Below are 22,482 nucleotides of genomic sequence, written 5' to 3'. Positions count from 1 at the left end.
CTACCGCTGGGCGGGTCCGCGCCCGCTCAGGCGCGGAAGCGGGTCAGAGGCGGGCGAAGCGCGCGCGGAAGAAGCTGTAGACGCCGAACGCCAGGAACCCGATGCCGATCGCGACGAGGACGAACACCCCGCCGGGCATGCTCCGGACGGCGTCGAACGCGGCGTCGAGGCCGGTGGCCTGGTCGGGGTCGCTCTGCAGCCCCGCGACGGCGATGAGCACGCCCACGATCACCACGGCGATGCCCTTGCCGACGTACCCGACGACGCCGAGGACGGTGACCACGCGGTCGAGTTGGCCCGACGGTCGCGTGATCTGCTTCCGGAACGACCGACGGCAGCCGATCACCACGAGGCCGATGCCGACCGCGACCGCGACCGCCCCGGCCAGCACCAGCACGAACACCCCGCCCGGCGTCGCGAGGGTCTTCGCCGCGGCGCTCTGCGACGAGCTGCTCGAGCTCGACCCGGCGCCGAGCGCGTACGAGGCCGACGAGTACGCGATCACGCCGTAGACCACGGCCTTCGCGACGTCCTTCAGCCGGGCGAGCCAGCCGCGGGTGGTGTCGGACCGTCCGCCGACGATCGCCTCGACGACCAGACGCACGGTGAGTGCGGCGGTGCCGACGGCGATCAGCCAGAGCAGGAACACCCCACCGGGCACGGCGGCGATCTGCTGCAGCGCACCGGACTGGTCGGTCTCACCGCCCGAGGACGCGTTCCCGATGCCGAGCAGGATCGCCAGGTACCCGATCAGCAGGTGGACGATGCCACTGCCGACGAACCCGGCGCGTGCCGTGACCTCGAACCAACGGCTGTCGGCCGCTCGCCGGACCTGTCGTCCGGTCTCCTTCGCTGCGTGCTCCGCCGTGTCGCTCATCACGGACAAGCGTGCCCGACGCGCGCCGTCCTGTCCGGGGCGCGCCGGGCCGTGCGGTCCGCCACGTGGCGGACGGGAGGCCCGTGGCGGTGCCGCCACGGGCCTCCCGTCCGTCGGTGGGCGCGTCTCAGTCGCCCTTCACGTTGACGACCTGGCGCAGGGTGTGCCGGATCGACACGAGGTCCTCGGCGTCCGCCATCACCTGGTCGATCGGCTTGTACGCGGCCGGGATCTCGTCGAGGAACGCGTCGGTGTCCCGGTACTCGATGCCGACCATCGCCTCGCGCAGCTGCTCGTGGGTGAAGGTCCGCCGGGCAGCGCTCCGCGAGAACAGCCGCCCGGCGCCGTGCGGCGACGACTCGAGCGACGGCTTGTTGCCGAGCCCCTCGACCACGTACGACGCCGTGCCCATCGACCCGGGGATCAGGCCCGGCTGACCGGCCTTCGCCTGGATCGCACCCTTGCGCGAGACCCACACGGACTTGCCCCAGTGCGTCTCACGCTGCGTGAAGTTGTGGTGGCAGTTGATCCGCTCGCGCTCGTCGACGGGCGTGCCGACGGCCTCGGACAGCTGCCGGACGACGCGGTCCATCATCTCCTCACGGTTGAGCAGGGCGAAGTGCTGGGCCCACCGCAGCTCGGCGATGTACCGGTCGAACTCCGGCGTGCCCTCGACCAGGTAGGCCAGGTCGGGGTCCGCCAGCTGGATCCACCAGCGCTCCATGGCCTTCTTGGCGACCCTGATGTGGCGCTGCGCGATCTTGTTGCCGACACCCCGCGACCCGGAGTGCAGGAAGAGCCAGACCCGGTCCTGCTCGTCGAGGGAGACCTCGATGAAGTGGTTGCCGGAGCCGAGCGTGCCGAGCTGGTTGCGCCAGCCGCCGTGCACGCCGTCGGGGTCGAACCCGGCGGTCTCGGCCATCGCCTCGAGCTCCGCGATCCGGGGTGCGGCGGTCGCCACGATCTTCCGGTTCGACGCACCGGCCGACAGCGGGATCGCGCGCTCGATCTGCTCGCGCAGACCCTGCAGGTCGGCCGGCAGGTCGCTCGCGGTGAACTGCGTGCGGACCGCGATCATGCCGCAGCCGATGTCCACGCCGACGGCCGCCGGCATGATCGCGCCGAGGGTCGGGATGACGGACCCGACGGTGGCCCCGAGGCCCAGGTGTGCGTCGGGCATGAGGGCCAGGTGCGGGAACACGAACGGCATGCGCGCGGTCGTGCGGGCCTGCTGCTCGGTGTTGTCCTCGAGCATCGAGGCCCAGCTGAGCAACCGGTCGTTGATCTTCTTCATGGTGTCGTCTCGCTTTCGTGACGGTCGAGGTGACGGTCCGAGACGGTCGCACGCCGGGCCTCCTGGTCGTCGCCGGACGTGGCGGACGGAAGGAAGCGGTGCTGACGAACGCCCCGGGCCGGGTGGGCACGAGGCGTCGTGGGACGTCGCGTGCCTACGCGGGATAGCGGAGGGACCGCTGCTGCTCGGGCAGCACGGCGGCCGCGGCGAGCTGGAGCTCGACGCGTTCCTCGTTGTGCTGCACGGCGCGCATGCGCGGTCCTTCCGGTGTGCCCGGGGCGGGCGGTCTGCCTGATCGGCAGGAGGACGACGGTAGTGCGACACGCCCGGGGTGCGCAAGTCATGTGGGCGTGTCGGCTGCGCGCCGGTGGTGCTCCGGCGGTTCTCCACAGGCGGGAGGCGCGTCGCGCGTTCTCCACGAGGGGTACGTCCGCCTGATGGTCGCCGCCGGGGCCGGGGCAGGCTGGACGCATGACCGAGCGCACGCGAGACACCCCCGACGCGACCGAGAACGAGGAACGGACGAACGGGTACGTGCCGCTCCGCTCCTACGGCGCGATCGGTGACGGGCGGACCGTCGCCCTCATCGCGCTCGACGGCCGGATCGACTGGCTGCCGATCCCGTCGATGGACTCGCCGCCGGTGTTCGCGAGCATCGTCGACGCCGAGCACGGCGGACACGTCGCCCTGCGACCCGTCGACGACCAGGCGGAGGTGTCCCGGGCCTACCTGCCGGGGACGAACGTGCTCGTGACGACGTGGACCACCCCGTCCGGCACCGCCACCGTGACCGACGCCATGGTCACCGGTGTCGCCGGACGTCTGCCGTGGGCCGAGATCGGCCGCTGCGTCCAGGGGGTCCAGGGCTCCGTCGAGATGGAGTGGGCCGTCGTGCCCGGCACGATCCTGAACACCGCGGAACCCCGACGCCTCGACACCGCGAACGGCACCGTCATCGGGATCGACGGCGTCACCATCGCGATCGTCGAGCAGGGCTTCGAACCTGTCCACGACGACGGACCCCGGTTCTCCGGCCGGTTCTCGACGGCCGAGGGCTCGAAGTCGATCCTGACGATCGTCGGCACGTACGACGAACCGATCTTCCTGCCCGAGCCGGAGCGCACGCTCGAGGGGGTCGACCGCACGATCGAGAACTGGGCGACCTGGTCGAAGGAGTTCAGCTACGACGGGCCGTGGTCGGATGCCGTCCAGCGCAGCGCCCTCGCCCTGAAGCTCCTGATCTTCTCCCCCACCGGTGCGATCGCCGCGGCACCGACGACGAGCCTGCCCGAGGACCGCACCGGCGGGAAGAACTGGGACTACCGGTTCGCCTGGGTGCGCGACCTGGCGTACACGGTGCACGCACTCACCCGCTTCGGGCTGCGCGAGGAGACCCACGCGGCCGTCTCGTGGGTGATGCGCACGATCGCCGAGCACGACGAGACGATGCCGATCTTCTACGCACTCGACGGGTCCAAGAGCGACTCGGTCGAGGAACGCGACGTCCCCGGCTGGAACGGCATCGGGCCGGTCACGATCGGCAACCGGGCGGGCGACCAGCTGCAGCTCGGCGTCTGGGGCGACGTGTTCGAGATCATGCGCCAGTACGTCCGCGCCGGCAACGTGCTCGACCGCAAGACCGCGTCGGTGCTGCAGGGGCTGGCCGACGACGCCTGCCACCGGTGGCCGGAAGCAGACTCGGGCATGTGGGAGCTGCAGGAGACGCAGCACTACACGACGAGCAAGATCGGCTGCTGGCAGGCGCTCGACGCCGCGGTCGAGCTGCACGACGCGGGGATGATCGACGGCCCCCGTGACAAGTGGATCGAGAACCGCGAGCTCATCGAGGACTGGGTCGCCGAGAACGGGTGGAACGAGGAGCTCGGCCACTACGTCATGTACCCGGGTAGCGATGCACTCGACTGCTCGATCCTGCTGCACGCGATGTCGGCGTTCGACCGCGGGCCCCGCATGGAGTCCACGATCCGGGCCATCGAGGAACAGCTGCAGCACGGCCCGCTCGTGTACCGGTACTCCGGCATCCAGGACGAGGAATCGCCCTTCGTGGCGTGCTCGTTCTGGCTCGCTGCGGCGATGGCCTGCGTCGGACGCGTCGACGACGCGAAGCACCTGATGGACGACATGGTGGCGCAGGCGAACGACGTCGGTCTGTTCAGCGAGATGCTCAGTGCCGTCGACGGGGACTTCATGGGGAACATCCCGCAGGGCCTGTCGCACCTGGCGCTCATCCAGGCGGCGCTGACCATCGAAGAAGTCTCAGAGAAGTCCTGACGGGGCTGGACGAACCGTCGGGGGCGCGGGGCATCATGGTCTGACGATGAACGACGTCGATGCACGCATGGACCGCCTCCGCCGGGCCGCGCGCTACCGGTACCAGCAGCTCGTCGACCAGGAGATCGAGCGGGGGTCGCTCGACCCCGACGAGGTGCGGTCGGAGCGCGAGGAACGCCGGCTGCTCAAGGCCGCCGACGTCGCGGCCCACGCGCGGGCGCAGATCGCCGAAGCCGAACGCCGAGGAGTCTTCGAGGGCAACCCCTACCACGGCAAACCGCTGCCCGGGATCGACGGCCAACACGATCCCGACTGGTGGATCAAGTCGAAGATCGAGCGCGAGGACATCCGGGGCATCGCGCCACCGGCCCTGGCGCTCCGGACGGAGGACGCCGAACTCGACGACGCCCTCGACGCCCTGTCGCTCGAGACCGATGTGCGCGACGTCCTGGTGGACTTCAACGCACGGGTGAAGGAGGCCCGGCGACAGCTGCTCGGCGGGCCGCCGGTGATCACGCCGATGCGCGACGTCGAAGCCGAGGTGCTCGCCTGGCGGGAGCGCCGCGAGCTGCGCATGGCGGCGGCAGCTCGAGCTGCGGAGCAGGCGCTGGCCGACGCGAAGCCGCGGCGGTGGTGGCGCCGCCGCTGAGCGGTGCCGTGGCGCGGCGGCGCGGGCCGTCGCCGGGCTTTCGCGCTGAGCGACAGTTCTCGCGAGCGTGAGCGCGTGAGGTGTCGCCCAGCCCGTGGCGAGGGCGACGACGGCCGCCGGGTACGACTGGTTCTGCCAGGCGCGGGCCCGCGGCGCGGTGCGGTTCGCGCAACGCGAATCGGCCCGGACCGCGCTGCTGCGTGGTCCGGGCCGATCGTGGTGCGGGGGTGTTACTTGATCTGTGCGGTGATGGTGGCGGTGCCGACGAGGAGGCCGCGCTTGACGGCGTCGGTGCCGAAGGTCTTGTTCAGCAGGCCGGCGGCGTCTTCGCTGATGTGGACGGTGGTGCCGGTCAGGATGGCGTTGTCGCCCTCGAGCTGGAGGGGCTTGAGGGAGCCGCCGTGCAGCTCGAACAGGAACGCGTTGTTGACAGCGACCTTGCCGTTGACCAGGACGTCGCCGTAGAGCTTGGACGAGCCGGGGTTGACGACGAAGTTCTCGAGGGTGACGGTGGTGTCGCCGCCCTTGAGGGTCAGGCCGGAGTCGTCGTGGTTGAGCAGGCCCTGGACGTAGGGGCGGTAGTTGCCGTCGGGGGACCAGTAGGTGACCGATCCGGCGGTGATCGGGAACGACACGGATCCGTCGGCGAGCTTGGCGGTGCCGGAGACGCCGGGGGTGAGCTTGAGGGAGGTGAGGGCGTCGGTGAAGCCGGAGTCGAGCTTCACGGCGGTGGAGCCACCGAGGACCTCGGGCACCGAGGCGACCGGTGCGGGGATCTTCGACGACGACGAGGACACCGTGTGGATGGCGGGGGTCGCGGCCTGGGCGGAGGAGATGCCGAACGCGGCACCGCCCAGCACGAGGGCACCGGTGGTGGCGAGGGTGATGGAGGTCTTGAGGCTCTTACGCATCGTGATCAGTCCTTTGCTCTGGAGGCGCTCCGGCCGGTGGCCGAACGTGCACTGTGCACGCGCTGAGTACCGGCCAACTGCGACCGGAGAGCGCCCTGGGCTTTTGCCCTGTGCAAGTCATTCGGCGCCGCTGCCCGAACGGTTTGGACGAGTTTCCTGAGGTGCAGCAACCCGGTGTTTCGTACCGTGTACCCATGGCTCCAGCACACATCTCCACGACCGATCGGCTCCGGGCGGTCGACGCCTGGTGGCGCGCCGCCAACTACCTGACGGTCGGGCAGATCTACCTGCTGGACAACCCGCTGCTCACCCGGCCGATCGAACCCGACGACGTCAAGCCGCGGCTGCTCGGGCACTGGGGGACCTCGCCCGCACTGAACCTCGTCTACGCGCACTGCAACGCGCTGATCGCGGAGACCGGTCGCGAGTTCCTGTACATCTGCGGCCCGGGACACGGCGGCCCTGCGATGAACGCGAACGCCTGGCTGGACGGCACGTGGAACGAGCTGTACCAGGACGTCGACCTGCAGCGGTTCTTCCGTCAGTTCTCGTTCCCCGGCGGCATCCCCTCGCACGCCGCCCCGGAGACCCCCGGGTCCATCAACGAGGGCGGCGAGCTCGGCTACTCGCTCTCCCACGCGTACGGTGCGGCACTCGACAACCCCGACCTCGTCGTCGCGTGCGTGGTCGGTGACGGTGAGGCCGAGACCGGTCCGCTCGCCGGGTCGTGGCAGGCGCACACGTTCCTCGACCCGGTCTCCGACGGAGCGGTGCTGCCGATCCTCAACCTCAACGGCTGGAAGATCGCGAACCCGACGGTCCTGGCCCGCATCCCCGACGAGGACCTCACCGCGTACTTCCGCGGGCTCGGGTACGACCCGATCGTGGTCGACTCCAGCCGCGTCGACGACGACCCGTACGCGGTCCACGCCCTGTTCGACGGCGCCCTGCGACGCGCCCTCGCCGGCATCGACGACATCCAGGCCGCCGCACGTGCCCAGGCCGCTCGTGCCGCCGCCGGCCAGCCCGCCGGCGCCGCGGCCCTGCGTCCACGGTGGCCGATGATCGTGCTGCGCACCCCGAAGGGCTGGACCGGCCCGAAGGTGGTCGACGGTGAACCGGTCGAGGGGACCTTCCGTGCACACCAGGTGCCACTGCCGGCCGTGCGCGAGGACGACGGTCACCGCGCCCAGCTCGAGGAGTGGATGCGCTCGTACCGCCCGGAGGAGCTCTTCGACCAGGACGGCCACCCGGTCGGCATCATGACGACGATCCGCCCGACCGGCGACGAGCGGATGAGCGCCACCCCGCACGGCAACGGCGGCCGGCTGCGGACCGCGCTCGACCGCCCACCCCTCGAGCCGTACGCGGTCGAGGCCGGCACCGAAGCGTCCGCCACGGGCACGCTCGGCCCCTGGCTCGCCGCCCTGATCGAGAAGAACGCCTCGACCTTCCGGCTGTTCGGTCCGGACGAGACCATCTCGAACAAGCTCGACGCCGTGTTCGACGTCACCACCCGCGTCTGGCGTGCCCAGCGTGCGCCGGGCGACGAGCACCTCTCCCCCCGCGGCAGGGTCACCGAGGTCCTGTCCGAGCACCTGCTCGAGGGCATGCTCGAGGGGTACGTGCTGTCCGGTCGGCACGGGATGCTCAACACCTACGAGGCGTTCGCCCACATCATCGACTCGATGGTCGGGCAGTACGCCAAGTGGTTGGAGTCCTCGACGGACATCGACTGGCGGGCACCGGTGTCGAACCTGTCGCTCCTGCTGTCGTCGCACGTCTGGCGGCAGGACCACAACGGCTTCTCCCACCAGGACCCCGGGTTCCTGGACGTCGTCGCGTCGAAGCAGCAGGACCTCGTGCGGATCAAGCTGCCGGCCGACGCCAACACCCTGCTCGCCGTCGCCGCCCACGCCATGGAGACCACGGACCGCATCGAGGTGATCGTCGCGGGCAAGCACCCGGAGCCGGTCTTCCTGTCCCTCGAGGACGCCGTCGCGCACGCCGACGCAGGACTCGGGGTCTGGGACTTCGCCGGCACCGAGCAGGCCGTCGGCAGGGTCGACGTCGTCCTCGCGTGCGCCGGTGACGTCCCCACCGTCGAGGCGGTCGCCGCCACGGACATCATCCGGAAGCACGCACCCGGGGTCGGTGTCCGCGTCCTCAACGTCGTCGACCTGCTGGCGATCGGCGACCCGCGCAAGCACGAGCACCCGATCCCGGACGAGCAGTACGACGCGCTCTTCCTGCCCGGCACGCCCACGGTCTTCGCGTTCCACGGGTACCCGACGCTCGTGCACCAGCTGACGTACCGCCGGAACGGGCACGACGACCTGCACGTGCACGGGTTCCTCGAGCAGGGCACGACGACCTCGCCGTTCGACATGCTCATGCGCAACGAGATGGACCGCTTCGCCCTGGCCCACGACGCCCTGACACGGGTGGACGCCGAGGCGCACGCCGACCTGCTCACGAAGCTGTCCGAGGCGCGTGACGCTGCACGGGCGTTCGCGTACACGAAGGGCGAGGACCACCCGTCGCTCGCGGGCTGGGAGTTCGCGGGATGGCCGCAGGACGAACCCGCCAGCGGTGGGACCGGCGGCGACCCGGGTGCGGGCGAGACCGAGGCGGCCGCGCCCGGCAACTGACGCACTCCTCCACAGGCCTGGAGGCCCGGAGCACCCTCCACAGGACCGGTCACGCCCGCCGCGTGGCCGGTTCCGTGCTGTCAGGGTTCCGGCATGGACATCGGCTGGATCAGCGCGCTCGTGTCGGTCACCAGCGCGTCCGTTGCACTGGGGGCGCTCGTCGCCTCGGTGCTCGACGGGCGCGCGGGACGGCGAAATGCAGAGTTCTCGGTGCACCGCGACCTGTGGTGGCAGCGTTGGTCGTGGGTCGCCGACCGGGCGACCTCGGACGACGAAGGAACGCGCGCGGCCGCCGGTGTGATGGCAGCTGCGCTGGTGAGCCGCAGTTGGACGACCGCGGACGACCGCTGGGTCGGCCGGGCGCTCGACGACCTGACCGCAGCGACGATCGAAGGAGCGAACGATGATCTCGAAGCTGAGTGACAAGGACTTCAAGCGCTGGCTCGACGGACGTGAACTGACGACGCCCGCACTGCTGGCAGACCCGCACTACGGGCCCATGATGCGGGCGAAGGGCGCCGAGGAAGAGCTCCGTCAGGCGCGGATCGAATGGCGCGAACGCCAGGAGCGCGCACGAGCGCGGAAGCTCAAGGACGAGGCGTCCTTCGGTGAGGGCTGAACCGACGCCATGCGAGCCTGCCACGCTGGGACCGTGACCGAACTCGTCATCCCGGCCCCGAGCCTCCCGACCGTGCCCACGACGACGGGCGCGCGGTTCCCCGTCCGCCGTGTGTTCTGCGTCGGCCGGAACTACGCGGCGCACGCCCGCGAGATGGGCCACGACCCGGATCGCGAGCCGCCGTTCTTCTTCACCAAGCCGGCCGACGCCGTCGTGGTCGACGACGCCGACACCCCGTACCCGCCCCTGACCCAGCAACTGGAGCACGAGGTCGAGCTCGTCGTCGCGATCGGCACCGGCGGCGCGGACATCGCCGTCGCCGGTGCCCTCGCCCACGTGTGGGGCTACGCCGTCGGCATCGACCTGACCCGCCGTGACCTGCAGGCCGAGGCGAAGCGACTCGGGCGCCCGTGGGACACCGCGAAGGGCTTCGATGCATCGGCACCGATCGGCGCGATCACCCCGGCGGACGCGGTCGATCCGACCAGCGGCGCGATCGAGCTGACGGTGGACGGGGAACTCCGGCAGGCGGGCGACCTGGCCGACCAGATCTGGTCGGTCGCCGAGACGATCGCGGCGGTCTCGCGGTCGGTGTCGCTCGCGCCCGGCGACCTGCTGATGACCGGCACCCCCGACGGCGTCGGCGTGCTCGAACGCGGCTCGGTGCTCATCGGCACGATCGCCGGTGTCGGCGAGGTCCGGACCCGGATCGTCTGAGCCACGTGTCGCCGATGTGTCGACGGGCTGGGAGCCTTCGCAGGCAGCACGGGTAATCCTTGGGCATCGTCGCGGGTGGGGCCCGCGGCGGACACGGGGCGGCGCATCGCGACGGGGCGACGCGGACACCCCGGGACTGCCGGAGGTACGACCGTGCTGGAACACGACCTGCTCGCCACGTCCTGGACGTGGGCGGGCGACGAGAGCGTCCGCGACCGCGTGCACGCGGTGGGGTCCGCCGGGTTCGCCGGCCTGTCACTGTCCCTCGACGACCTGCACGAGGTCCGTGCCACGACGGGCTTCGCCGAACTCCGCCGCATGCTCGACGGGGCCGGCATCGTCTGGGTCCAGCTCGGACCGCTCGACCGGTGGTGGACCTGCGCGAGCCGCACCCAGGACGAAGACGCCGATCGCGGGGTGGTGCTCGAGGCCGCCGCGACCCTGAGCGCCTGGCAGGTGGTGGTCCGTGCCGACACTTCGTTGCCCGGAGCCTCGCCTGCGACGATGGCCGACGACTGGGTCGCGCTCGCCGACCAGGCCGAGGCCGTCGGGGCGCAGATCGTGCTCGAGCCGGAGCCGTGGTCCAACCTGCCCACGATCGAACGGGCCGCACGCTTCGTCGCCGCTGCCGGACACCCGAACGGCGGGCTGCTCCTCGACGCCATGCACGCGCTCCGCGGCGGTTCGACCCTCGCGTCGATCCGGCAGGGCGTCGCACCGGGGGTCCTCGCAGCCGTCGAGCTGAGCGACGGACTGCTGCACACCCCGAGCGGGATGACCCTGGCCGAGGAGTCCCGGACCGCGCGGTACCTGCCCGGTGCCGGGGCGTGGGACCTGCCCGGCCTCGTCCGGACGGTGCGTGAACTCGGGTTCGACGAGCCGTGGGGCGTCGAGGTCCGGACCCCGGCGCACCGTGCAATGCCCGTCCGTGACGCGCTCCGCACCGCCGTCGCCGCCACCCGTGCGGTGCTCGACGCCGCTGACGCCTTCGGTGCCCCGGCTGCCCCGGCGATGCCCTCGACGCCCGCACCGACGTCCGCCGTCGACTTCGAGCCGCCGCAGACCGGCCGCCACGACCCGACGAACGGTGCGCGACGTCGGGACGCCGACACAGGGACGCCCGCGTAGGTTGCTGGGCATGACCGATCAGGCAGCACACGACGACGACCTGCTCCGCCGTTCTCAGGAGTCCATCGACGAGGCCAAGGCCGCCGCGGCCGAGGTCGTGGAGCCGGACGAGGACGCGCTCATCGACGAGGACGCCCCCGTGGCCGACCACGCGGAGCCCGCCGACGGACCCGCCCCCGCGGCGTGACCCGGTACTGACCCGGTACTGTCCCGAAAGCACTCCCCACACCGACGGAATCGCCGGGCGACCATCCAGGTCGCCCGGCGATTCGTTCGTCTTCGCGTGTGACGATCCGCTCACTCGGTGCGTCCCACCAGTGGACCCACCGGTTGCGCTGCTGCGCGCCCGGTGCGGGGCCGTGCGGCCGGTCTCCCTGAACCGGCTGGCCGCGTGCCCCGGCGGCGGTCCGTGCGCTCCCTGATCCAGCGTGCGGGCCGTCGGGTCCGCCGACCCGTTCCGCCACCACGGAGCCGCCGGGCCGCCGCGCGGGTCAGGCCACCGTGCTCGTCAGTCGTCGTCCTCGTCGGCGAGGAAGTCCGCGTACCGGACCTCGGTCTCCGTGGTGCTGCTGCGCGGTTCGACGATCCGCTGCGACAGGTCGTCCCCGGTGATCGCGACGCGTTCTGCGGCCGTGAACGGCGGCAGGTACTTGCTCGAGTTCATCCCCTGAGCCCCCTTCGTCTCGGCGAACGTAACAGCCCGTGGCCGGACCCCGGCGTCGTTGCCGGAATCGTCCCCCGCCCGAGCGTCGCACGGGGGACGGAATTTCGCCAGGGGCGGACCCATGCGGATGCATGCGCCGGCCGCGGCCGGCCAGCGCGTCAGGACTCCCGCACGACGTCGTCCGGGTCCTTGTCGACCCGCCATCCCCGCCACGACGGTTGCCGGAGCCGCCCGTCACCCGTCCACTCGGCGAACTCGACCTCGCCGACGCGCTCCGGCGTGACCCAGTGGGCGTCCCGCGCGTCGGGCCGTGGGACGTCGACGAACGGTGAGGTCTTCCGTGCCAGTGGTGCGAGGACATCGCCGATCTCGTCGAGGTCGCGGTCGCGGAACCCGGTGCCGACCTTGCCGATGTACTCCAGTCCGTCCGGGCCGGGTACCCCGAGCAACAGCGATCCGATCCCGCCGGCACGCCGACCGCTGCCCGGCTTCCAGCCGCCGACGACGACTTCCTGGGTGGCGTGGTGCTTGCGCTTCAGCCAGGCTTCGGACCGACGGCCCTCGGCGTACTTCGACGACCGCTTCTTCGCGACGACGCCCTCGAGGCCCTGCTCGCGCGAGGCGGCCAGCACCGCGTCGAGTTCACCCTGCACCGCCGGCGGCACGTCGATCGCACCACCCGGTTGCACGACGGTCTCGAGCGCCTGGCGCCGGGCGTCGTACCCGAGCCGAGTCAGCTCGTGCCCGTCCGCCTCGAGCACGTCGAAGAGCAGGAACCGGACCGGGGTGGTCTCCTGCGCGCTCCGGACCTCACGCGCCTTCGTCAGCCCCATCCGGTTCTGGAGCAGCTGGAACGACGGTCGGCCGCGGTCGTCGACGGCCACGATCTCACCGTCGAAGACCCCGTCCACCCCGGCCCGCTCCCCCAGTTCCTGCAGTTCCGGGTACTGCGCCGTCAGGTCGTTGTCGTTGCGGCTGCGCACGGTGACCGATCCGTCGCGGACGGTTGCGAGCGCCCGCACCCCGTCCCACTTCATCTCGAACGCCCAGTCCGCCGGGTCCAGCCGGGTCTCGCCCTTGTCCAGGGTCGCCTGCATCGTCCGGCGCTCCGACGGCGGGGTCTCGGCGTCCGCCGCCCGGGTGATCCGTCGCCGCCCGTCGGACCCGCCGGGTGCGGTGCGCGCCACCGCCGGCCCGGCACCGCTGCCGCCGTCCGCCAGCCGTTCGGGTTGTTCCTTCGTGCGGTGGATGAGCCAGTTCTTCTCGTCGCCCCCGCCCCGGCCGCGGGTGTGCAGCAGCGCGAGGCGGCGAGCGCCGCCGGTCCGACCGTGCAGGGTGACGATGACCTCCTGCCCCTCGCGCCACTTCTCGAGCTCGTAGGTGCCGTCGTCCCAGATCGTGACCGTGCCGCCGCCGTACTCGTACTTCGGGATCGTGCCCTCGAACGAGCCGTACTCGAGCGGGTGGTCCTCGGTCTGCACGGCCAGGTGGTTCTTGCCGGGATCGGTCGGTTCGCCCTTCGGCAGTGCCCAGCTCACCAGCACGCCGTCGTGCTCGAGCCGGAAGTCGTAGTGGTCACGGGTGGCGTGGTGCTCCTGGACGACGAAGGTCGGTGTGCCGTCCTTCCGCACCGTCGGGGCACCTTCCGGCACGGGTTCCGGCGTCTTCGAGGCGTCCCGCTTGGCCCGGTAGGCGGCGAGCCGGTCGCGGGCGGGCTGCTCGGCGTCGTTCGCCCGCTCGGTGCGGTCGCTGTCCCAGTGACCGTGGTCGTCGCGCCCGACGGCCAGCGAGGCGGAGGCGACCGGGTGCAGGAAGTCCCCACGGGCCTCCAGGCGTTCGAGGACCTCGTCCAACGTGAGCTGCGCGAGCCCGCGTTCCTCGAGTTCCTTCCAGGTGCGTGGTGCCGCGACCGTCGGCCGTTCGCGGCCGCGCAGCGAGTACGGGGCGATGGTCGTCTTGTTGCCGTTGTTCTGCGACCAGTCGACGAAGACCTTGCCCGTCCGCTCGGCACGGCTCATCGACGACAGCACCAGGTCCGGCAGGTCCGTCTCGAGGGCCTTGGCCAGCTCGTGGGCGACGTCGGAGACCTGCGCCGTCGTCGCCTTGCCGTCGAGGGCCGCGTACAGGTGGATGCCCTTGGAGCCGGACGTCACCGGGTACGGGTCGAGTCCCATGCCGTGCAGGATCTCGCGCGCGGCCACGGCGACCTCGACGCACTCGGGCAGCCCGACGCCGTCACCGGGGTCCAGGTCGAGCACGAGCCGGTCCGGGTGCTGCTGCGCACCGCGGGGACCGAACCGCCACTGCGGGACGTGCAGTTCGAGCGCGGCCTGCTGCGCCATCCACACCAGGGTCGGCAGGTCGTCGACGATCGGGTACTCGTTGTCGTGCTCCGAGTGGTGGATGGTGTGGTGCCGCACCCAGTCGGGGGCCGAGTCGGGCAGGTTCTTCTCGAAGAAGACCTTGCCGTCGACGCCGTTGGCCCAGCGCTTCCGGGTCACGGGGCGGTCCTTGACGTGCGGGATCATCCACGGCGCGACCCGCTCGTAGTACTCGATCACCCGACCCTTCGTGGTGCCGGTCTCGGGGTAGAGCACCTTGTCGGTGTTCGTGAGCGCGAGCCGACGGTCGCCGACCAGGACGACGGTCTTGCGCGAGGCGGGACTCACAGCGCCACCCCGGTCGCTCCCGCCACCGTCAGGGTCGTGCCGGACGTGTACGACGACTCGGGCCCCGCCAGGTACACGTAGGCGCTGCCGAGCTCGACGGGTTGGGCGGGACGGCCGAACGGGGTGTCCTGGCCGTACGCCGCGATCTCGTCGCCCGGGTAGCTGATCGGCTGCAGGGGCGTCCACACCGGGCCGGGCACCACCGTGTTCGCCCGGATGCCCTTCGGCGCGAGCTGTCGCGCGAGCCCGTTCGTGTACGTGATGATCGCGGCCTTCGTCGCGGCGTAGTCGATCATGCGGTCCTGCGGCTGGTACGCCGACACCGAACTGGTCGTGACGATCGAGCTGCCCGGCGCCATGTGCGGGACGGCAGCGCGGACGAGCCAGAACAGCGAGTACAGGTTGACCTTCATCGTCCGGTCGAAGTCCTCGGTGCTCTGCTCGGTGACGTCCTGGTGCACCTGCTGGTGGCCGGCGACCAGCACGAGCGCGTCCAGGCCACCGAGCTCGCTGACGGCGTCCTGCACCAGGACGTCGCAGAATGCCTCGTCCGTCAGGTCGCCGGGCAACAGCACGGCCTTGCGCCCGAGGTCACCGATGCCGTCGCGGACCTGTTCGAGGTCCTCGCGCTCCTCGGGCAGGGCGTTCAGGGCCACGTCGGCGCCCTCCTTCGCCATCGCGATCGCCGCGGCGCGCCCGATGCCGGAGTCCGCGCCCGTGACGAGCACCCGGTACCCGCGCATCCGCCCGGTGCCCAGGTAGCTCGTCTCCCCGTGGTCGGGAGCCGGGTCCATCGCGCTCGCCAGCCCGGACCCCTGCTGGGTCTGCGCGGGGAACGGCGGACGGGGGAACTGGTCGCGCGGGTCCTGCTTGTCGAGCTGGCTCATGGGCCCATCGTGCTCGCGCCGGCCTCGCGGCGGTCCAGCGAACCGGACATCCGTGGAACGATCCCCCGGACGGCGGACCTGTGGAGGAACCGTCGGCTCCGGGCACGCACGCGTGCGGGCGGGCATCATGTGCGCATGAGGTCGATCTGGAAGGGCTCCATCGCGTTCGGGCTCGTCAACGTGCCCATCAAGGTCTACGCGGCCACCGAGACGCACGACGTGTCCCTGCACCAGGTCCACGACGACGACAAGGGCCGCATCCGGTACAAGCGGGTGTGCGAGTACGGCCACGAGGTCGAGTACGCCGACATCCAGCGCGCCTACGACGACGGTGACAAGACCGTGGTGCTCACCGCGGACGACTTCAAGCAGCTCCCCGAGGAGCAGTCGCACGAGGTCGAGGTGCTCGAGTTCGTCCCCGTCGAGCAGGTCGACCCGATGATGTTCGAGAAGACCTACTACCTGGAGCCCGACTCACGTTCCCCGAAGGCGTACGTGTTGCTGCGCGAGACCCTGGCGAAGACCGATCGCCTGGCGATCGTGCAGTTCACCCTGCGCCAGAAGACGCGGCTCGGGGTCCTCCGGGTGCATGACGACGTCATCCTGCTGCAGGGGTTGCTCTGGGGCGACGAGGTCCGCGCGGCCGACTTCACGGCGCTCGACACGTCGGTCAAGGTCAGCGCCAACGAGCTGAAGATGTCGTCCTCGCTCGTCGAGAGCATGTCCACCGACTTCGACCCCGACCGCTACACCGACTCCTACCAGGAGGAACTGCAGCAGCTGATCGACGCCAAGCTCGAGGCGGGCGACGACATCGACACCGAGAAGACCTTCGGCGCGCAGGACGACGAGGACGACGACGAGGGCGGTGACGTGCTCGACCTGATGGCCGCCCTGCGTGCGTCCGTCGACAAGAAGCGGACAGGAGGCTCGGGGTCGCGTTCGTCGTCGACGTCACGGTCGTCGTCCGGTTCCGGCTCGGGCACGTCCGGCTCCGGCACGTCCAGCTCCGGCAGGAAGTCGCCGGCGAAGAAGGCGCCCGCCAAGAAGGCCGCGGAGAGCACGACGGAGAAGGCCACCGCGAAGTCGGCGCCGAAGAAGACACCGGCGAATAAGGCCCCGGCCAAGAAGCCCGCCGCCAAGAAGCAGGCGAGCTGACGGCTCAGGCCGCGGTCGACCCGCCGCCCGCCAGGCGCTCGAGCGTGGTGAACACCTCGGCGTACTGCTGGCGGAGCGCTGCCCACCCGGCGCCGGTGTCGATCGACTCCGGGTCCTCGACGGGCACCGCGTACCCGTACTGCGCCCGCGGGACCGGGTCACCCGGCAACCGGAGCTCCTGTGTGAACGCGCCGCTCGCCGCCTCGAAGGTCAGGGTGTGCGATGCGATGTTCCGTCCCCAGTCCGCGGACGGCCACGACATGAACGCGACGTGCCGCATCCCCTCGGCGGGGTCCGTCGCCGAGACGTAGCAGCCGTGGTGGTCCTCCCCCGGGGACAGGATCGTGTACGTGCCGTTGTCCCGGTAGACGAGCAGGGCCTCGGCGAAGGGCTTCGGCGCGTACATCGCGGTGTAGCGCAGGGCGTGGACGAACTGCGGCCGCCCCAGCGGGACCGTCACGAGCGCGCTGCGGGCGGGCCCCTCGTTGGCTGGCGCCTCGCCCGGGGTCGACGCCGCTGCACCTGCCGGCAGGTGGGCGACGTAGAGCAGCTCGGCGTCCTCCGTGCCGGTGCTGCGGCCGTCGTGCACGATGCGCGGCTCCTCGACCAGGGCCTGCCCCGGCCCGACGACCCGAGTGGCCTCTTCGGTGACGTGCGTCAGCGCACCGCGCACCACGAGACCCGTCTGGCGTGCGTCGTGCTGGTGCCAGCCGGTCGACGCACCCACCGGGAGCGTCAGCCGCCGCACCTCGTACGTGCCGCCGTCGGGCCCGTCGACGGTGGCGATGAGGGTGGTGGTGGGCTCGGGGTGGGGCATCGGGGTCCTCTCGGTGGTGCGTTCGCCAGATGATCGTCTTGCACCCACCTGGGACGGTGGTCGAAGGACGACGCGGATCCGTTCAGCCGGCGCGCGAGGCACGTGTCACGAGCCGGAAACACGGGTCCGGGACACTGGTCGGATGACTCCACAAGAGCCTGGGAGCCTGCAGTCGTCATCCGAGACCGCAGGCCCGCCCGTCACCGTCTCCGTCACCCGCCTGGTCGAACCCGACCGCATCCCCGAGGTCACCCGCTGGGTGCAGTCCGGGGTGAACCTGGCGAACCGCTACCCCGGCTTCCTCGGCTCGGGGTGGGTGCGTTCCACCGCGCAGTCCCGCGAGTGGCACATGCTCTACCGGTTCGCCGACCACGACTCCCTGGCGACGTGGGAGAACTCCGACGACCGGCTGCGCTGGCTCGACCTCGGCCGTGACCTGGTGGTGGAGTCCCGCGTCGAGAAGCGCACCGGCATCGAGGGGTGGTTCGACGTCCCGCAGCACGCCCCGGCCTCGAGCGCTCCCCCGCGGTGGAAACAGTCCGTGAGCATCTGGCTCGGCTTCTTCCCGGTGAACCTCGCGTTCACGTACCTGATGGCCTGGCTCGTCCCCGCGTTCGCGCACGTCGCGATCCTGCCCCGGGTGCTCATCACGACCGTCGTGCTCACGCCGATCATGACGTTCTGGGTGCTGCCGTTCGTGACGAAGCTGATCCGTCCGTGGCTGCTCGCACCGCCGAAGCAACCGCAACAGCAACAGCAGCAGCCGGTCCGGCAGCCGCGCGGCTAGATCGACGGGTCGCTACGGGGTCCCGAGCACCGACAGCTGATCGAGCCGCTCGAGGATGACGCCCTCGCGCAGTGCCCACGGGCAGATCTCGAGCGCCGGCAGGTCGAAGATGTCCAGGCACGCCTCGGCGACGAGCGCGCCGGGCACCACCTGGTGTGCGCGGCTCGGTGAGACACCGGGCAGCGCCGCGAGCTCGTCGACCGACATCGTCAGCAGCTCCGGCAGGCGCTGCCGCAGCACGGCGCCGTCGAGGGCACGGGGCACGAGGGGCCCGGCAGCGGACGGCGCGGCACCGCAGATGCGGGCGATCGACCGGAAGGTCTTCGAGGTCGCCACGGCCCGGTCCGGACGCCCCGAGCGGAGCAGCCGTCCGGCGTCCCGGGCGATCTCCACACGGATCTCGTGCCGGATGCGGCGGACGTCGTCCTCGGTCGGGGTGCCGGCCGCGAAGTAGGAGCGCGCCAGGCGTGCGGCGCCGATCGGCATCGACCACGCGACGTCCGGTGCCTCGTCGGCACCGCCGGCGATCTCGAGCGAGCCACCGCCGATGTCGAAGACCGCCAGGCGACCGGCGGACCAGCCGAACCAGCGGCGCACGGCCAGGAACGTCAGCCGGGCCTCGTCCGAGCCGGACAGGACGGCCAGCTCGACCCCGGTGGAGGCCTCGACGTGGGCGAGCACGGCCTCGGAGTTGCCGGCGTCGCGCACCGCCGAGGTGGCGAACGCGAGCATGTCCTCGCAGCCGCGTTCCTCGGCGACGCGGACGGCGTCGGCGACGAAGGTGGTCAGGGCGTCGATCCCCTGCTGGGTCACCGCGCCCGAGTCGTCGAGGTGCTCGGCCAGCCGCAGCGGCTGCTTGAACGAGGATGCCGGCAGCGGCGCAGCGCCGCCGTGGGCGTCCACGACGAGCAGGTGGCCGGTGTTGGACCCGATGTCGAGGACTCCCACGCGCATGGACCCAACGCTAGTGGGCCGCGCAGTCACCCCACGGCCGGGAGGCGCGGGTCACGCCCGCAGGAACGCCTCCAGCTCGGCGGTGGTCGGGTACGAGGCCTGCGCGCCCGGCTTGGTCGCGGCGTACGCCCCGACCCCCACCGCGAACCGAGCGGCGTCGACGAGGGTGTCCCCGGTGGCCAGGCGCAGCGCCACCGCACCCATGAAGGCGTCACCGCAGCCCGTGGTGTCCACCGGCTCGACCCGCACGGCGTCAATCGACACCGGCTCGGCACCGCGATCGTGCACGACGCAGCCGGCACCACCGCGGGTGACGATCGACCGCGCGACGCCGTGGTCCCCGAGCGCGGCGGCCTCGTGCTCGTTCACGAGCAGCACGTCGGTCAGCTCGAGCAGTTCGGCCGGCACCGCGCCGAAGGGCGACAGGTTCGTGAGCACCGTGACCCCGGCGGCGTGCGCAGCCCGGGCGGCGGCGAGGACGACGTCGATCGACACCTCGAGGCAGAGCCCCAGCACCGCGGCGTCGGTGAAGGCGTCGGTCGGCACGTCCTCCGGCGTCAGCGTGCCGTTCGCCCCGGCGGAGATCACGATGGTGTTCTCGCCTGCGGCGTCGACCGTGATGACGGCGGTGCCGGTCGCCGTTCCCTGACGGACGGCGACGTGCGTCGTGTCGACACCCGCAGCCGCGACGGAGTCGCGGAGCAGCGCACCGTTCCCGTCGTCGCCGACCGCACCGATCATGCGCACCGTGCCCCCGAGCCTCCCGGCAGCCACCGCCTGGTTGGCGGACTTGCCGCCGGGCAGGATCGCGAGGTCCGAGCCCTGCAGGGTCTCACCGGGCTGGGGGAAGCGCTCGGTGCGGACCACCAGGTCCGCGTTGAGCGACCCGACGACGACGATGCTCTCGGTCAACGGACGGTCTCCTTCTGCGGGGCGACGGACGTGGTCTCGGCACCCTCCGGACGGGGGATGAGGAACGAGATCGCGAGCGCGACGGTCGTGATCGCGGCCCCGAGCAGCATGCCACCGGAGTACCCGGCGGTGCCCGCGGAACCGCCGACGCCGAGCGCGATCTGCAGCGCGGGCAGGACGGCGAAGCTGACGCCGGCGCCGAGGTTGAACGCACCGGCGTTCAGGCCGGGCAGGAAGCCGGGGTTCGACTCCGGCGACAGCACGATGCCCAGGCCGTTGAGGATGATGTTCGCGATGCCGGCGTAGGTGATGCCGATCAGCACGGTCGCGGTGACCAGCACGGGCAGCGAGTGCACGCCGACGAGCGCCATCAGCACGGTCGAGACGATGCTGCCGATCAGGCCGAAGCGCAGGACAGCGCGGTACCCGATGGTCGGGGCGAGGCGCCCGGCGAAGGGTCCGACGATCCAGCCGACCAGCGCGTACGGGGTGAGGAACACGAGCGAGGCCAGGTCGGGCTCCATGCCGAAGCCGGCGTCGCCGTTCTGCGCGAGCGACGTGACCAGGCCGTTGACGACCGCGAACACGCCCGTCATCGTCAGGAACGTCGTCGCCAGGAGCGCCCAGGTCGCACGGCGTTTGAGGAACCGGGTCTCGACCAGGGGTTCCCGCACCCGCGACTCGACGGCCCAGAACACCGCGAAGGCGACGAGCGCGACGACGACGCCACCGACCACGAGCACGGGGTTCGCCGCACCGAGCTTGCCCGCCTCGTTGAACGCCGTCAGGAGCGCGCCGACGCTCACCACCAGTGGGACGACACCGATCCAGTCCATCCGGGTGCCGGCGGAGGGCTTCGACTCGACGCCCCAGACGGCGACCAGGAACAGGGCGAGGACGGTGACGACGGCGATGACCCAGAAGATCCCGCGGAACCCGAAGTTGGTCGCGATCCACCCGCCGGCCAGGGCGTCGACGCCCGCGATGCCGCCGTTCACCGCGGTCAGCAGCCCGAGCGCGGCGCCGTAGCGCTTCGGGTCGCTGATCTCGTTGCGCAGGACGAGCAGGCAGATGGGGACGACCGGACCCGTGACGCCCTGGATGATCCGGCCGGCGAACAGCATCGGCACGTTCACCGCGAGCGCGGCGACGATGCTGCCGACGAGCATCACGGCGAGCATGCCGAGCAGCACGCGCTTGCGACCGACGATGTCGGAGAGCCGCGGCAGGAACAGCGAGAACAGCGCCGCGAGCGTGAAGTACAGGGTCTGCGACAGGCCGATGGTGGCGTCGTCGGTGTGGAGCTCGCGCGCCATCGTGACGAGCGCGGGGCTGAGCATGCTCGCGTTCAGCTGGAACGCGATGCACGCGGCGAGGAGCGCGGCGGTGAGGGCGCCGATCGACTTCTTCGTCGAGGTGGAGGTCATGGGGTTCAGTGCTCCGGGGTCGTGGTGATGCCGGCTTCGACGGCGTCGGCGGCGGCACGAGGGGTCCAGCCGGTGTCGGCCGTCTCGCCGATGCGCTCGAGCGCGTCGACGACCAGGTCCCAGAACCGGCCGTGGTCGAGCTCCATCGCGGCGCTCGTGCGGCAGTCCTCGGGCGCCGGGGCGCGGAAGTCGGCGACGGTCATCCCGAGGGTCAGGGCGCCCTGGGTCTCGACGTGGATCGGGACCTTCACGGCACGGACGATCGTCGGGTCGATCACGTAGGCGACGGCGCAGGGGTCGTGCACCGGCGGGGCGTCGAAGCCCTGGGCGTCCTTGTAGGTCTGCCCGAAGAAGTCGAGCAGCTCACCGACGAACGCGGCGGGGGCGGTGCCGACACCGGCGATGCGCGCGGCGACCTCGGGGGTGGCCAGGGCCTGGTGCGTCAGGTCGAGACCGACCATCACGACGTCCCAGCCGGCCTCGAACACGATGGCCGCGGCCTCGGGGTCGATGACGATGTTGAACTCGGCGACCGGGCTCCAGTTGCCGACGTGCACGCCGCCGCCCATGAGCACGACCTGCTTGACGCGCTCGACGATGCGGGGCTCCTTGCGGGCGGCGAGGGCGATGTTCGTCAGGCCGCCGGTCGGCACGAGAGTGACCGTGCCGGGCTCGTGCGCCATCACGGTGTCGATGATCAGGTCGACGGCGTGGCGCTCGTCGAGGTCGAACGACGGCTCGGGGAGCATCGGGCCGTCCAGGCCGCTCTCGCCGTGGATGTCCGGGGCGACCTCGATCTGACGCAGCAGCGGGCGGGCGGCACCGGCGGCGAACGGCACCCCGGTGATGCCGGCGATCCGCGCGACGGCCAGGGCGTTGCGGGTGACCTTCGGCAGGGTCTGGTTGCCGACGACGGTGGTCACGGCGAGCAGGTCGATCGCCGGGCTGCCGTGGGCGAGCAGGAGCGCCACGGCGTCGTCGTGGCCGGGGTCGCAGTCGAGGATGATCTTCGCGGCGGGCTGGGTCGCATCGGGCACGCTGGGCGCTCCACTTCTTCGGGGAATCGAGG

Annotated in this window: 21 protein-coding genes; 10 read left to right on the top strand and 11 right to left on the bottom strand. The window is 71.5% G+C overall.

Translation table 11 applies throughout. From position 1 onward, the window contains the following. Positions 1-43: 43 nt before the first annotated feature. Together ACL00U_RS01635 and ACL00U_RS01630 are read right to left on the bottom strand one after the other, a co-directional pair. Positions 44-877 (bottom strand): DUF1206 domain-containing protein, encoded by an 834-nt coding sequence (locus ACL00U_RS01635; RefSeq protein ID WP_159555949.1) that lies wholly within the window; start codon positions 875-877, stop codon positions 44-46. Positions 878-1,004: 127 nt separating this feature from the next. Beyond that, positions 1,005-2,171, bottom strand: coding sequence for an RtcB family protein (locus tag ACL00U_RS01630; protein WP_042538341.1), 1,167 nt, complete (start codon positions 2,169-2,171; stop codon positions 1,005-1,007). Positions 2,172-2,642: 471 nt separating this feature from the next. Between ACL00U_RS01630 and ACL00U_RS01625 the strand changes: the two genes are divergently transcribed. Both ACL00U_RS01625 and ACL00U_RS01620 read left to right on the top strand, forming a co-directional pair. Next, on the top strand, positions 2,643-4,463 hold the full coding sequence (locus tag ACL00U_RS01625) for a glycoside hydrolase family 15 protein (RefSeq protein ID WP_159555948.1): 1,821 nt from the start codon (positions 2,643-2,645) through the stop codon (positions 4,461-4,463). Positions 4,464-4,509: 46 nt separating this feature from the next. Further along, entirely contained in the window at positions 4,510-5,112 is a 603-nt protein-coding gene (locus ACL00U_RS01620; protein ID WP_412873740.1) for a DUF1992 domain-containing protein, read from the top strand. 230 nt (positions 5,113-5,342) lie between these two features. On the opposite strand, the gene ACL00U_RS01615 is transcribed toward ACL00U_RS01620, so the two are convergent. Further along, a complete protein-coding gene (locus ACL00U_RS01615; protein WP_042537774.1) occupies positions 5,343-6,023 on the bottom strand; it encodes a hypothetical protein in 681 nt (226 codons plus the stop codon). 194 nt (positions 6,024-6,217) lie between these two features. On the opposite strand from ACL00U_RS01615, the gene ACL00U_RS01610 reads away from it, so the two are divergent. From ACL00U_RS01610 to ACL00U_RS01585, 6 genes are all read left to right on the top strand, one after another. Next, entirely contained in the window at positions 6,218-8,674 is a 2,457-nt protein-coding gene (locus tag ACL00U_RS01610; RefSeq protein WP_259551543.1) for a phosphoketolase, read from the top strand. 93 nt (positions 8,675-8,767) lie between these two features. Next, complete coding sequence (locus ACL00U_RS01605) at positions 8,768-9,097, top strand: hypothetical protein (RefSeq protein ID WP_017887492.1); 330 nt, start codon at positions 8,768-8,770, stop codon at positions 9,095-9,097. Continuing rightward, positions 9,078-9,293: a hypothetical protein gene (locus tag ACL00U_RS01600; RefSeq protein ID WP_017887493.1), complete on the top strand. Its 216-nt coding sequence runs from the start codon at positions 9,078-9,080 to the stop codon at positions 9,291-9,293. Before ACL00U_RS01605 ends, ACL00U_RS01600 begins: the two co-directional genes overlap by 20 nt. 33 nt (positions 9,294-9,326) lie before the next feature. Further along, positions 9,327-10,010, top strand: a complete 684-nt coding sequence (locus ACL00U_RS01595; protein WP_017887494.1) for a fumarylacetoacetate hydrolase family protein — start codon at positions 9,327-9,329, stop codon at positions 10,008-10,010. Between the two features lie 153 nt (positions 10,011-10,163). Then, the gene (locus ACL00U_RS01590; RefSeq protein ID WP_017887495.1) at positions 10,164-11,138 is read left to right on the top strand and encodes a sugar phosphate isomerase/epimerase family protein; all 975 of its coding nucleotides are present in this window, start codon (positions 10,164-10,166) and stop codon (positions 11,136-11,138) included. Positions 11,139-11,148: 10 nt separating this feature from the next. Next, a complete protein-coding gene (locus ACL00U_RS01585) occupies positions 11,149-11,325 on the top strand; it encodes a hypothetical protein (protein ID WP_017887496.1) in 177 nt (58 codons plus the stop codon). 321 nt (positions 11,326-11,646) lie between these two features. On the opposite strand, the gene ACL00U_RS01580 is transcribed toward ACL00U_RS01585, so the two are convergent. From ACL00U_RS01580 to ACL00U_RS01570, 3 genes are all read right to left on the bottom strand, one after another. After that, a complete protein-coding gene (locus ACL00U_RS01580) occupies positions 11,647-11,802 on the bottom strand; it encodes a hypothetical protein (RefSeq protein WP_017887497.1) in 156 nt (51 codons plus the stop codon). Positions 11,803-11,960: 158 nt separating this feature from the next. Then, entirely contained in the window at positions 11,961-14,471 is a 2,511-nt protein-coding gene (locus ACL00U_RS01575; protein ID WP_259551541.1) for an ATP-dependent DNA ligase, read from the bottom strand. Beyond that, complete coding sequence (locus ACL00U_RS01570) at positions 14,468-15,358, bottom strand: SDR family oxidoreductase (RefSeq protein WP_259551539.1); 891 nt, start codon at positions 15,356-15,358, stop codon at positions 14,468-14,470. The genes ACL00U_RS01575 and ACL00U_RS01570 overlap by 4 nt, the downstream gene beginning before the upstream one ends. Positions 15,359-15,493: 135 nt before the next feature. Here ACL00U_RS01570 and ACL00U_RS01565 point away from each other — a divergent pair, with 135 nt between their 5' ends. Then, a complete protein-coding gene (locus tag ACL00U_RS01565; RefSeq protein ID WP_259551537.1) occupies positions 15,494-16,516 on the top strand; it encodes a Ku protein in 1,023 nt (340 codons plus the stop codon). 4 nt (positions 16,517-16,520) lie between these two features. Here ACL00U_RS01565 and ACL00U_RS01560 read toward each other — a convergent pair whose 3' ends face one another. Continuing rightward, positions 16,521-17,333, bottom strand: a complete 813-nt coding sequence (locus tag ACL00U_RS01560; protein ID WP_017887501.1) for a cupin domain-containing protein — start codon at positions 17,331-17,333, stop codon at positions 16,521-16,523. 142 nt (positions 17,334-17,475) lie between these two features. Here ACL00U_RS01560 and ACL00U_RS01555 point away from each other — a divergent pair, with 142 nt between their 5' ends. Then, positions 17,476-18,120, top strand: coding sequence for an antibiotic biosynthesis monooxygenase (locus ACL00U_RS01555; RefSeq protein WP_042538329.1), 645 nt, complete (start codon positions 17,476-17,478; stop codon positions 18,118-18,120). Between the two features lie 12 nt (positions 18,121-18,132). Here ACL00U_RS01555 and ACL00U_RS01550 read toward each other — a convergent pair whose 3' ends face one another. From ACL00U_RS01550 to ACL00U_RS01535, 4 genes are read right to left on the bottom strand one after another with little or no spacing between them, the layout of a single operon-like run. Continuing rightward, positions 18,133-19,074 (bottom strand): Ppx/GppA phosphatase family protein, encoded by a 942-nt coding sequence (locus ACL00U_RS01550; protein WP_042538327.1) that lies wholly within the window; start codon positions 19,072-19,074, stop codon positions 18,133-18,135. Positions 19,075-19,125: 51 nt separating this feature from the next. Beyond that, positions 19,126-19,986 carry a ribokinase gene (locus ACL00U_RS01545; RefSeq protein WP_056073158.1) on the bottom strand — a complete coding sequence of 287 codons (861 nt, stop codon included), beginning with the start codon at positions 19,984-19,986 and terminating at the stop codon, positions 19,126-19,128. Beyond that, complete coding sequence (locus tag ACL00U_RS01540; protein ID WP_412873739.1) at positions 19,983-21,413, bottom strand: MFS transporter; 1,431 nt, start codon at positions 21,411-21,413, stop codon at positions 19,983-19,985. The genes ACL00U_RS01545 and ACL00U_RS01540 overlap by 4 nt, the downstream gene beginning before the upstream one ends. A 5-nt stretch (positions 21,414-21,418) precedes the next feature. Next, positions 21,419-22,450, bottom strand: coding sequence for a nucleoside hydrolase (locus ACL00U_RS01535; RefSeq protein ID WP_071251777.1), 1,032 nt, complete (start codon positions 22,448-22,450; stop codon positions 21,419-21,421). Between the last annotated feature and the right edge of the window lie 32 nt (positions 22,451-22,482).

This window comes from Curtobacterium poinsettiae (assembly GCF_047226435.1).
Lineage (GTDB): Bacteria > Actinomycetota > Actinomycetes > Actinomycetales > Microbacteriaceae > Curtobacterium > Curtobacterium poinsettiae.
Note: the sequence above shows the minus strand (reverse complement) of the source record. Positions and strands in the feature narration are given on the sequence as shown.